This is a genomic window from Pseudomonas sp. GD04058 (genome assembly GCF_029836855.1).
GTDB lineage: Bacteria > Pseudomonadota > Gammaproteobacteria > Pseudomonadales > Pseudomonadaceae > Aquipseudomonas > Aquipseudomonas bharatica.
This window is the reverse complement of sequence record NZ_JAOECN010000019.1, coordinates 22,071-33,818: the sequence shown is the minus strand read 5'-3', so window position 1 is coordinate 33,818 and position 11,748 is coordinate 22,071. Positions and strand designations below refer to the sequence as shown.

At 63.9% G+C, this 11,748-nt stretch carries 6 protein-coding genes; 3 read left to right on the top strand and 3 right to left on the bottom strand.

All coding sequences use genetic code 11. The annotated features are described in order from the left end of the window. The first annotated feature begins 137 nt into the window (after positions 1 to 137). Positions 138 to 764, top strand: coding sequence for a response regulator transcription factor (locus N7650_RS16575; protein ID WP_009404540.1), 627 nt, complete (start codon positions 138 to 140; stop codon positions 762 to 764). Beyond that, positions 761 to 4,423 carry a transporter substrate-binding domain-containing protein gene (locus tag N7650_RS16570; RefSeq protein WP_009404536.1) on the top strand — a complete coding sequence of 1,221 codons (3,663 nt, stop codon included), beginning with the start codon at positions 761 to 763 and terminating at the stop codon, positions 4,421 to 4,423. The genes N7650_RS16575 and N7650_RS16570 overlap by 4 nt, the downstream gene beginning before the upstream one ends. Positions 4,424 to 4,463: 40 nt before the next feature. On the opposite strand, the gene N7650_RS16565 is transcribed toward N7650_RS16570, so the two are convergent. Further along, the gene (locus N7650_RS16565; protein ID WP_009404533.1) at positions 4,464 to 4,805 is read right to left on the bottom strand and encodes a YggL family protein; all 342 of its coding nucleotides are present in this window, start codon (positions 4,803 to 4,805) and stop codon (positions 4,464 to 4,466) included. A gap of 216 nt (positions 4,806 to 5,021) precedes the next feature. On the opposite strand from N7650_RS16565, the gene dacB reads away from it, so the two are divergent. Further along, the gene (gene dacB, locus N7650_RS16560; protein ID WP_009404531.1) at positions 5,022 to 6,476 is read left to right on the top strand and encodes a D-alanyl-D-alanine carboxypeptidase/D-alanyl-D-alanine-endopeptidase; all 1,455 of its coding nucleotides are present in this window, start codon (positions 5,022 to 5,024) and stop codon (positions 6,474 to 6,476) included. A gap of 228 nt (positions 6,477 to 6,704) precedes the next feature. Here the strand turns inward: dacB and N7650_RS16555 are convergent, their stop codons facing one another. Both N7650_RS16555 and rlmKL read right to left on the bottom strand, forming a co-directional pair. Next, positions 6,705 to 9,083, bottom strand: a complete 2,379-nt coding sequence (locus N7650_RS16555) for a diguanylate cyclase (protein ID WP_279899167.1) — start codon at positions 9,081 to 9,083, stop codon at positions 6,705 to 6,707. Between the two features lie 99 nt (positions 9,084 to 9,182). Next, on the bottom strand, positions 9,183 to 11,375 hold the full coding sequence (gene rlmKL / locus N7650_RS16550; RefSeq protein WP_279899165.1) for a bifunctional 23S rRNA (guanine(2069)-N(7))-methyltransferase RlmK/23S rRNA (guanine(2445)-N(2))-methyltransferase RlmL: 2,193 nt from the start codon (positions 11,373 to 11,375) through the stop codon (positions 9,183 to 9,185). Positions 11,376 to 11,748 lie beyond the last annotated feature (373 nt).

Sequence of the window (11,748 nt, the reverse complement as noted above, 5' to 3'; positions counted from 1 at the left end):
AAACAACTTTGTAGCCATTAAGAAAATACAAAGTAGGAAAATTCCTATATTAAAGCCAACCCCCACTCATTTTATGTGCGGGCTTCTCATCTGGGCTATGGTGCCGCTTCTACAAGCATTCCTTTGGAAGATTGAGCATGCACTCTGTTTTTATTGTCGATGACCATCCTGTCATTCGCCTGGCCCTGCGAATGCTGCTGGAGAACGAAGGCTACCGGATCGCCGGTGAGTCCGATAACGGGGTCGACGCCATGCAGATGGTCCGGGAAAGCCCGCCCGACCTGGTCATCCTCGATATCGGCATTCCCCGCCTGGACGGTCTGGAAGTGCTGTCACGCTTCAATACCATGTCGCTATCGCTGAAGATCCTGGTGCTCACCGCACAATCGCCGGCGCTGTTCGCCATCCGCTGCATGCTCTCCGGCGCCTGCGGCTATGTATGCAAACAGGAAGACCTGAGCGAACTGCTAAGTGCCATCCGCGCGGTACTTTCCGGATATAACTATTTCCCCAGCCAGGCCATCAGTCCATTGCGCCAGCAGATTGAAACCCCCGAGGAAATAGAACGCTTCAAATCGGTCAATGACCGCGAATTGATGGTCCTGCAACTTTTCGCCCAGGGCCGGAGCAACAAGGAAATCGCCGAAGGCATGTTCCTGAGCAACAAGACGGTAAGTACCTACAAGAAACGCCTGATGCAAAAACTCAAGGCGCGCTCGCTGGTGGAGCTAATCGAAATGGCCAAACGCAACGAACTGGTATGAATGCACGCATGCTTGGCAAGGCGCTCCTGCTCGGCCTGCTGCTCGGGCTCTGTCTCGAACGCGCGCAGGCGAATACGTCGCTGGACGACACGCTCAAACTCTTCAGCCGCAGCGCCCAGGTGCCCTTGCGGATCGCCCTGACGCCTGCCCAGCAGGCCTGGCTGCATAACCGGCACGAACTGGTTCTGGGCATCTCGGCGCCGGACTACCCGCCGTTCGACATGACCGCCAGCGGCCGCGACTACGAAGGGGTCACCGCCGACTACGCCGGCCTGCTCGGCGCAACCCTCGGGCTGCCCGTGAGGATCAAGCGCTTCGCCAGCCGCGACCTGGCACTACAGGCACTGGTCGCAGGTCGGATCGATCTGCTCGGCAGCGCCAACAGCTACGATCTCGCCGTGCCAGGCGTCGCCCTTTCCCAGCCCTACGCCGAAGACCAGCCGGTCCTGGTGACACGGGAAAACGAGAACCGGCCCTTGGATACCGGCCTGAAGGACCTGCGCCTGAGCATGATCGAGCATTATCTGCCGCTGGCCGATGTGCGCGCCACCTACCCATACGCCAGCATCCGCACCTACAGCTCCTACCATAACGCGCTCAACGCAGTCGCCTTCGACCAGGCCGACGTCTTCCTCGGCGACACCCTGTCGACCCACTACCTGCTGAACCAGAGTCACCTGCGCAACCTCAAGATGGCCAATTTCGCCAAGCACGAAGCCACCGGCTTCGGCTTTGCCGTGCAACAGGGCAACCAGGTGCTGCTGACCCTGATCAACAAGACCCTCGAAGCCGTGACCAGCACCACCCGCGCCAGTATTTTCCAGCGCTGGAGCGCGGGCAGCAGCATCCTGCTCACCGATCGCAAGCTGCAATTGTCACCCAGCGAAGAACAGTGGCTGGCGAAGAATCCGGTGGTGCGGGTCACGGTGGACGAGCATGCCGCCCCCCTGACCTTCTTCGACCGCGCGGGCAATCTGCGGGGTATCGCCGCCGACCTGCTGGAACTCATCCGCCTGCGCACCGGCCTGCATTTCGAAATCAAGCGCAGCAACGGCATCAGCGACATGATCGAGCAGGTGCAACATGGCCACGCCGAACTGATCGCGGCCATTTCCAGCAGCCCCGAACGGGAAGCGGCGCTGCATATCAGCCGCCCATACCTGGAAAACTCCTATGTCCTGGTCACCCGCGACGGCAAGGATGCGCCCCAGTCCCTGGAAGCGTTGCAAGGCCGGCGCCTGGCCGTCAGCCGCGGCAACCTGCTGAACGAAGGCATCCGCCAACGTTACCCGGACATCCAGCTGGTCTCCACCGAAGACACCGCCGCCGCCGCCAGCATGCTGCACTCTCGACAGGTGGACGGCATGGTCATGGCCCTGATCAATGCCAACTTCAACCTCACTACCCAGCGCCACCTGATGATACGTGCCACTGTCAGCGATATACCGGCGACCTTCTCCCTGGCTACCTCACGCAACGACCCGGAACTGGCATCGATCCTCGACAAGGCCCTGACCAGCATCGTCCCCGAGGAAATGGGCATCATCAACAGCCGTTGGCGAGGCTATAACGGCGGCTCGTATTCGTACTGGCAAAGCCATCAGCAGAGCATTCTGAAGATCATTCTCGGGACCATGGTCCTATTGCTCCTGTCCCTGGCCTGGAATGCCTGGATGCGCCGCCAGATCAAGCAGCGCGAGGCTGTCGAGCGGGCGCTCAACGACCAGCTCGAATTCATGCGGGCCATGGTCAACGGCACCCCCCATCCCATCTATGTACGCGATCGCCACGGCCTGCTGCAGACCTGTAACGACAGCTATCTGCAGGCCCTCGGCGTGGAACTGGAGGCCGTGCTTGGCAAGTCGATCCACGACGCGCCCCTGGGCGTCACCGAGGATGCGCGCAAGATCCAGGCCGATTACCTGCGGGTGATGAACGAGGGCCGGCCGCTGATCGTCGATCGCCCGCTGATGCTCAAGGATACCGAGCAGACCATCTATCACTGGGTCCTGCCCTACCGTGACTCGCTGGGCGAGGTGAAGGGCATCATCGGTGGCTGGCTGGACATCAGCGAACGCCGCCAACTGATCCACGACCTGCGCCTGGCCAAGGAGCAGGCCGATGCGGCCAACCGCGCGAAAAGCGTGTTCCTGGCAACCATGAGCCATGAAATCCGCACGCCCATGAACGCACTCATCGGCATGCTGGAGCTGGCCCTCAAGCGCACCGGCGACCCGCAAAGGGAGCATGCCGCTATCGAGGTCGCCTACCGCTCCGCCCGCGACCTGCTGGCGCTCATCGGCGATATCCTCGATATCGCGCGCATCGAGTCGGGTCATCTCAACCTCAGCCCGGAGCGGGCCAACCCCGCGCACCTGGTGCAGTCGGTGGGCGAAGTATTCGACGGCATGGCCCGGGAAAAGGGCCTGGAACTGAAGCTGACCATCTCGCGCAGCGCCAACCGCGACGTACTGCTCGACCCGCTGCGGGTCAGGCAGATCCTCTCCAACCTGGTCAGCAACGCCATCAAGTTCACCACCTGGGGCCAGGTCAGGATCGACCTCGCCCTGTCCAGCCTGCCCGAGGGCGGCGACAACGGGCGGCACGACCTGCAACTGGAACTGTCGGTGTGCGATACCGGCGTCGGTATCTCGGCGGAAGACCAGCAGCGCCTGTTCCAGCCCTTCGTCCAGGTCGAACCGGACAGCGCCCAGGCGCGCAGCGGTACCGGCCTGGGCCTGGTGATCAGCCGCAGCCTGTGCGAAATGATGGGCGGCAGGCTGAGCCTGTTCAGCAAGCCCGGCGAGGGCACGGAAATCCGCGTCACCCTGCCCCTGCGCAGCCTGCCGGAAAGCAGCGAAGCGCAACCCGGCGAAGCAGCACCGCCCATGCCCAGCACCAACCTCAGGGTCATGGTAGTGGACGACCATCCCGCCAACCTGCAACTGGTGGCCCAGCAACTGGAATTCCTCGGCGTGCATTACCACTGCCTGGACAACGGCGAAGAGGCCCTGGCGCTCTGGCGCGAAGCTCGCTTCGATGTGTTGATCGTCGATTGCAACATGCCCGGCATGAACGGCTATGAGTTCACCCGGGCCGTACGCGAGGAAGAAAAACGTCGGCAACGCCCCGCCTGCATCATCCTCGGCTACACCGCCAACGCCCAGCCGGAAGTCCGCGAACAATGCCAGCAGGCCGGCATGGACGATTGCCTGCTCAAGCCCATCGGCTTGCACACCCTGGGTCAGCGCCTGGCCGGTGTAACCTTGCACAAGGCGCCGGCCTTGATCGACCTGAGCGGCCTGCAACCGATCATCGGCGATTGTCCGCAGGAACTGCGGCGCCTGCTGGAAACCCTGCTGCGCAGCAGCCCCGATGACCAGCAACGGCTCATCGCCACCGACACCCACGGCGACCCGCAACAACTGAAAAGCGTCGCGCACCAGATTCTCGGGGTGGCACGCATCGTCCAGGCCGAGGAATTGATCCTGGCCTGTGAAAAACTAGAGGAAGTCTGTGCGCGCTATGCGCCCGAGCCGGTGCTCAGGCGCCGCAAGCGGCAGGTGCTGCGGCAGATGCGCAGGGTCGACCAGACCCTGCGCCAGACCCTTGGGAATCTGCCGGGGCCAGCGAACGCTGGCGGGGAAGACAAGAGCTGAAAAGCAGCGCGGCAGCCCATGGGCTGCCGCGCTACGTTCATCAGGCCTTGTTGATCGGCTTTTCCGGGTACCAGGCGTCGACCAGCGGACCGACCTCGATGCTGGTCAGTTCGCTGCGGCCCTTCAGCCAGGCTTCGACGGCAGCGCGCTGCTCTTCGCTGACCGAACCACGCTTGGCCAGGCAAACCAGGCCGAAGTCGTCGCCGCCAACATAGTCCAGGCCGTTGGCATCCATGGCTTCGGCCAGGAATGCGTCGAGGAAGGCGTCGATGGCTTCATCGCTCAGGTCTTCCTTGAAGCCCAGGTTCAGCTCGAAACCCAGTTCCTGGAATTCGTCTACACAGAGCTTTTTGCGCAGACGGCGGGAACGGTTGGTAGCCATGAAACAATCCTCTTGAGTAATAACGCCGCGCACTTTACCAGTTTCGCCCTCCTTATGCCCGGGAAAACCCGACAAAACCGCAGCACGCATGCGTATGGCAACGCACACCGGCGCAGGCTTGGGGCATAATGCGCGCTATCATTTTTGCCAGTCGGGGCCATCATCCTGTAAAGCCCCGTTTCAATTCACCCTTCTGCGTGCAGGGTTCCAGTGCTTATGACCCCATCCCTTCGTTCGCTGTTGTTCGCCGGCCTGCTTCTGCCCTTCGCCTTGCCGGCATCCGCCGCACCTGCCAATTCCAGCCTGCCGCCCAAGGTGCAGCAGGCGCTCAAGGCCAACAAGCTCGACGATTCCGCCCTGTCCCTGGTGATGATCCCGCTCAACGGCCCGGGCACCCCGACCATTTTCAATGCCGACGTTTCGGTCAACCCGGCCTCGACCATGAAGCTGGTCACTACCTACGCCGCCCTGGAAATGCTCGGCCCTACCTACCAATGGAAAACCGAGTTCTATGCCGACGGGCCGCTGAGCAACGGCGTGCTCAACGGCAACCTGTACCTCAAGGGCGGCGGCGACCCCAAGCTGAACATGGAAAAACTCTGGTTGCTGATGCGCGACCTGCGGGCCAACGGCGTGCAGACCATCACCGGCGACCTGGTCCTCGACCGCAGCCATTTCATCCAGCCGCAACTGCCGCAGTTCAACGATGATGGTGGCGACGAGAACAAGCCGTTCTTGGTCAAGCCCGATTCGTTGCTGGTCAACCTCAAGGCACTGCGCTTCGTTGCCCGTAATGACGGTGGCCGGGTCCTGGTTTCGGTGGAGCCGCCGATCGCCAGCATCCGCATCGACAACCAGGTCAAGGCCGTGGCCGGCAAGCAATGCACGGGTGATGTGCGCTACAACCCTGTGCAACAGGCCGACGGCGTCAGCGTGACCGTAACCGGCCAGCTCGCCGAAGGTTGCAACTCGCAGACCTACCTGTCGCTGCTCGACCACCCGACCTACGCCGCCGGCGCAGTGCGGGCGATCTGGAGCGAACTGGGCGGTACCATCCAGGGCCGCAACCGGGTCGAGGAAGTGCCGAAGAACGCGCGCCTGCTGGCCCGCGCCTTCTCGCCGGACCTGGTGGAGATCATCCGCGATATCAACAAGTACAGTAACAACACCATGGCCCAGCAACTGTTCCTCAGCCTTGGCGCGCGCTACCGCACCGATGCCGACGGTGACGACGCCCGCGCTGCGCAGCGGGTGGTGCGGCAATGGATGGCGAAGAAAGGCATCATCGCCTCGCACCTGGTGATGGAAAACGGCTCCGGGCTGTCCCGTGCCGAGCGGGTCAGCGCACGGGAAATGGCGACCATGCTGCAGGCCGCCTGGAAGAGCCCGTACGCCGCCGAGTTCATCAGCTCGCTGCCGTTGACCGGCATGGACGGCACCATGCGCAAGCGTCTGAAGCGCACGGCGATGGCCGGGGAAGCGCATATCAAGACCGGTACCCTGAACACCGTGCGGGCGATCGCCGGGTTCAGCCGTGACAGCAACGGCACCACCTGGGCGGTCACGGCGATCCTCAACGACCCGCGCCCCTGGGGGGCTTCGGCGGTGCTGGACCAAGTATTGCTGGAGCTGTACAAGCAGCCGAAGGCGGCACTGGCAAGCCAGCCCTGAGATTCGCGCCGTTGCTGATGGCCTCATCGCTGGCAAGCCAGCTCCCACAGGGATCGCATAACCTGTGGGAGCTGGCTTGCCAGCGATGAGGCCCGCATGAGCGACAAAGATCAAAGCTGCTCCGCCTCGACCCGGTCCCGCCCCAGCAGCAAGACATCAGTGTCCGCGTCGCTGCCGAACCTGTGGGAGCTGGCTTGCCAGCGATGAGGCCGGTATGAGCGATGAATATCAGAGCTGCTCGGCCTCGACCCGATCCCGCCCACCTTGCTTGGCGGCATAGACACCGGAGTCTGCCCTTAACAGCAAGGCATCAGCCCCTTCCCCCGGTCGCCAGCCGGCCACACCGAAGCTCGCAGTCACCCGCCCTACTCCCTCCACCGGCACGCTGCGCACGCCCTGCCACAACTCCAGCGCCAGCGAGTGCGCCTGGCTGGCATTGCTGCCCGGGCACAACACCATGAACTCCTCGCCCCCCAGGCGGCAGAACACATCGGTACGCCGCAGCCGGTTGCTGATGCGCTGGCACAGGCTCTGCAATACCAGGTCGCCCACCGCATGGCCGAAGTGGTCGTTGATCTGCTTGAAGTGGTCGATATCCAGCATGATCACCGCCAGGTCCTGGCCACCGCGCTGCGCACGCTCCAGTTCGGCCTTGAGTCGCTCCTGGAAATAGCGGCGGTTGTGGATGCCGGTCAGCGAGTCGGTGACAGACAGCGCGCGCAGTTCCTCTTCGACCCGTTTCAGATCGGAGATGTCGGTGAGATAGCCGTGCCACAGGGTCCCCCCATTGGCCAGCCGCTCCGGCGTCGCTTCGCCGCGCACCCAGCGCACGCCGGCCTTGGGCAGGTTGACCCGGTATTCCTCGCGCCAGGGCGTGAGTTGCGCGGCGGAGTCGCGGATCGAGCTGCGCACCCGCACCAGGTCATCGGGATGGATCCGCTCGAACACCGTGGTTGCGTCCTGCCTGAGCAACTCGGGCTCGACCTCGTAGATGTCCCGCAGGCCCTCGCTGGAATAGCTGAAGCAGGAACGGCCATCGGGATCGAGACGGAACTGATAGATGCCGCCTGGCACCTGGGCCGTGAGTTTCTCCAGCAGGCGATCGCGCGCTTCCAGCGCCTCGTGCACGCGCTTGCGCTCGGTGATGTCGATGCAGATCGCCAGGTGCCCGACCCATAGGCCATATTCATCCAGCACCGCGGTCACCAGCATGTTCGCTGGCAGCAGGCTGCCGTCCTTGCGCCGCAGGGTCCATTCGCCGGGTTCCTGGTCCGCCGCGGACAGGTCGTCGCCCAGCAGGGCCTGGCTGCCGCTGATCTCCCGGCCGAACCGCAGGCTGATGGAGCGCGCACGTTGCTGGACTTCCTCGGGCAGCAGCAGGCTTTCCAGGGTCAGCTTGCCCACCGCCTCGGCAGCGCTGTAGCCCAGCATGCGCTCGGCACCGGCATTGAAGGTGCTGATCACCCCGTGCAGGTCGGTGGCGATGATCGCGACCTGGGTGGCTGCGTCCAGCACGCTGCGCAGCTGGTTGTGGGTATCACGCAGGCTTTGTTCGCTGATGCGCAGCTCGGCGGTGCGCTGTTCCACCAGGGTCAGCGCGCGCTGCCGCTGGCTGAACAGGCTGAACAGCAAGGCGCTGAGCAACAGGCTCAGCAGGCCGCCGACGAAGGCCACGCCCATGGCCGAGGAGCGATTGTCCTGGAGAAATTCCTGGCTGGGAGACATATCCAGTTGATAGGTACGGTCGGCCAGATGCAGGACCTTGCGCACCTGCAACGATGATTCGGCAGCCTGGTTGCCCGATTCGAACAGCGATTCCGGCCCGGACGGCAACGACAGGTCAAGAATCCGCACCACCAGGTTGTCCTCGGCGGCGCTGGGCAGGCCATCGGCCATCAGCTGGCGCATGCTCAGCACCGCCATCACGTAGCCCTTGGGTTCCCCGCCGCTGGCATCGGCGGCAAACACCGGCGCAACCATCAGCATGCCGCGGGTATAGGCCGGCGCCACGCCGATCAGGTCGAGTGGTGCGGAGGCGGCCATGGAACCGGGGGTGCTGGCGCGTTGCACGGTGTCTCGACGCAGCGGCTGGGACAGCAGGTCGAAGCCCAGCGGCGGAGGCAACTGGCTGAGGGTCTGGCTGAACAGCACCGGATAGTACAGGGGCCGCGCCGGCGACGGTTGCAGCACCCCACCCTCACCGACTTCACGGATGCTGAAGTCCTGGCTGAACAGCCTGCGCCCCTGGCGCTCGAAACCCGCGCGTTGCTCCGCGCTGACCCGTGGCGCCCAGGAGTACGCCTGGGAGCGGTGCAGCAGAGGTCCGACATAGCCATCGAATTCGTCGTGGGTGATTTCCTGGGCGTAGACGAAGAACCGGCGCAGGCTGTCCAGGCGTTGCACCTGGTCCTCCATGCGCTCTTCGATGCGGCTATAGCGCTCGTTGGCGAGCAGCTCGAAACGCTGCGCCAGTTGCTGCTGGGATAGCTTGCTGGCGGCGAGCGCGAGCAAGGCGGTCAGCAGGCCGCCAATCACCAGGGCGACGAAGGCCACCAGCCAGGCGGACACTTCTTCGCTGATAAAACCGAGCATTTTCGGCTTCGACATGGGCAAGCACTCAGGACGCCAGCCGGTAACGGCTCTCAGGGCTCTCTTCAATAATAGCCAGTCGCCACATCAGCGAGAGCCCCTCGGTCGTCATTCGGATCACCGGGCCTGGATGCGCCAGGCCCGATGGATCTTGCTGTTGCGGGCAAAATCCGGGTCCAGGGTGGTGGCGCTGATTTCCTCCACGGCGTAACGCGCCTGCAGGTGCTCGTCGAGCTGGAACTTGCGGAAGTTGTTGGAGAAGTACAGCACGCCCCCCGGCGCCAGGCGGGCCATGGCCAGGTCGAGCAGTTGCACGTGGTCGCGCTGCACATCGAACACCCCTTCCATGCGCTTGGAGTTGGAGAAGGTCGGCGGGTCGATGAAGATCAGGTCGTACTGCTCGCGGTTGCCCTGCAGCCAGGCCATCACGTCGCCCTGCTCCAGGCGATTCTTGTCGGAGTAGCCATTGAGCGACAGGTTGCGCCGCGCCCAGTCCAGGTAGGTTTTCGACAGGTCGACGCTGGTGGTGCTGCGCGCGCCGCCCTTGGCCGCATGCACGCTGGCCGTGGCGGTGTAGCAGAACAGGTTGAGGAAGCGCTTGCCGGCAGCCTCGCGCTGGATGCGCATGCGCATCGGGCGGTGGTCGAGGAACAGGCCGGTGTCCAGGTAGTCGGTCAGGTTGACCAGCAGCTTGACCCCGCCTTCGCTGACTTCGAGGAATTGTCCCTGGCTGTTCTGCCGCTCGTACTGGCGGGTGCCGCTCTGCCGCTCGCGGCGCTTGACCACCACCTTGCTCTGATCGACGCCCAGCGCCTGCGGGATGGCCGCCAGCGCATCGAACAACCGGGCCTGGGCCTTTTCCGGATCGACCGAACGCGGTGCGGCGTATTCCTGCACATGCACCCAGCCCTGGTAGAGATCGACAGCCAGGGCGTACTCGGGCATGTCGGCGTCATACAGGCGATAGCAGGTGATGTGCTCGCGCTTGGCCCACTTGCCCAGTTGCTTGAGGTTCTTTTGCAGGCGGTTGGCGAACATCTGCCCGCCTTCGCTCAGGCGCGCCGGCTCGGCGGCAGCGGCCTGGGCCGGTCGCTCCTGGTCCTGGTTGCGCTCGGTGCTGCGGCGTTCGCCGGTGACGAACTGGTCCGGCTGCACCTTGATCAGCAGCAGCTTGCACGGCAAGGCGCCGTTCCAGAACGCATATTGCTTATGGCTGCGAATGCCCATGCGCTTGCCCAGGTCCGGGGCACCGGTGAACACCGCCGCTTCCCAGCCGAGACAGGCCTGGCGCAGGCGCTCGCCAAGGTTCTGGTAGAGGTAGAGCAGGCTGGCTTCGTCGCCAAGGCGCTCGCCGTAGGGCGGGTTGCTGATCACCAGGCCTTTCTGGTTCTGGTCCGGGCGCGGCTCGAAGGTACCGACTTCGCCCTGGTAGATCTTGACCCAATCGCTCAGCCCGGCGCGCTCGACGTTATTGCGCCCAGGCTGGATCAAGCGCGGATCGGCTTCGTAACCGCGGATCCACAGCGGCGGACGGGCCAGCCCGGCTTCGGCACGGGCGCGGGCTTCGTCATGGACCTTGCGCCACAGCGCCGGCACGTGGCCGAGCCAGGAGGTGAAGCCCCAGCGCTCGCGCTTGAGGTTGGGCGCGATATCGGCGGCGATCATCGCTGCTTCGACGAGGAAGGTCCCGACACCGCACATCGGGTCGGCCAGGGCTCCGCCTTCGGCGGCGATGCGCGGCCAGCCGGCGCGAATCAGCACGGCGGCGGCGAGGTTTTCCTTGAGCGGCGCGGCGCCCTGCTGCAGGCGGTAGCCGCGCTGGTGCAGGCTGTGGCCGGACAGGTCGAGGGACAGGATGGCCTCGCCACGCTCCAGGCGCAGGTGCACGCGCAGGTCCGGGTTGAGCTTGTCGATCGACGGCCGCTCGCCCTGGGCGTTGCGCAGCTTGTCGACGATGGCGTCCTTGACCTTGAGGGCACCGAAGTGGGTGTTGTCGATGCCCGAACCGTGGCCGCTGAACTCCACGGCCAGGGTGCCGGCGGCGTCCAGGTGCTCCTGCCAGTCAACGTCATGGACGCCGTCGTACAGGTCGTCGGCGTTCTTCATAGTGAAGCGCTTGAGCACCAGCAGCACGCGGTTGGCCAGGCGCGACCAGAGGCACAACCGGTAGGCAGTTTCCATATCGGCCGAGCCGCGCAGGGCAGAAGTGTGCTCGCGCACATCCTCCAGGCCGAGGCCGCGGGCCTCATCGGCGAGCAGGCCTTCCAGGCCTTTGGGACAGGTGAGGTAAAGTTCGAAACGGTCCGACATGGGTCAAGTCCAGCCTTGTAGTGAAGAAGCGAACGCATCGCTCTCCAGAGTTTGATCGGGTGCCTTCCGCAAGCACCCGAGTGGCACTGGCTTTGTACGATAAGTACAAACCCGATATGCCGGGCCACCCGCGATGCCTTTTCGCGGACAGCAAAAAGGCTTTGATCGCCAGGCAGAACGAAAAATTCTGTTGCTGAAGGATGCGAATGCGACCCTTCGTCGTTTAGTCGGTCAGCGCCGGAAAACCTTCGCGGCGATGGCCTTTTGCTTCAAAGGCCGGGTAACTCCTGATGATAGTTGGCTTTACCCTGGATCTGCCTCTGACGCAATTTTTTACTTATCCCCTCACCCATGGAAAGGTTACGTGCTTATG

Coding starts and splice junctions, on each gene's coding strand:
- N7650_RS16570 (WP_009404536.1), top strand. CDS start 761: ATGAATGCACGCATGCTTGGCAAGGCGCTCCTGCTCGGCCTGCTGCTC.
- N7650_RS16575 (WP_009404540.1), top strand. CDS start 138: ATGCACTCTGTTTTTATTGTCGATGACCATCCTGTCATTCGCCTGGCC.
- N7650_RS16555 (WP_279899167.1), bottom strand. CDS start 9,083: ATGTCGAAGCCGAAAATGCTCGGTTTTATCAGCGAAGAAGTGTCCGCC.
- dacB (WP_009404531.1), top strand. CDS start 5,022: ATGACCCCATCCCTTCGTTCGCTGTTGTTCGCCGGCCTGCTTCTGCCC.
- N7650_RS16565 (WP_009404533.1), bottom strand. CDS start 4,805: ATGGCTACCAACCGTTCCCGCCGTCTGCGCAAAAAGCTCTGTGTAGAC.
- rlmKL (WP_279899165.1), bottom strand. CDS start 11,375: ATGTCGGACCGTTTCGAACTTTACCTCACCTGTCCCAAAGGCCTGGAA.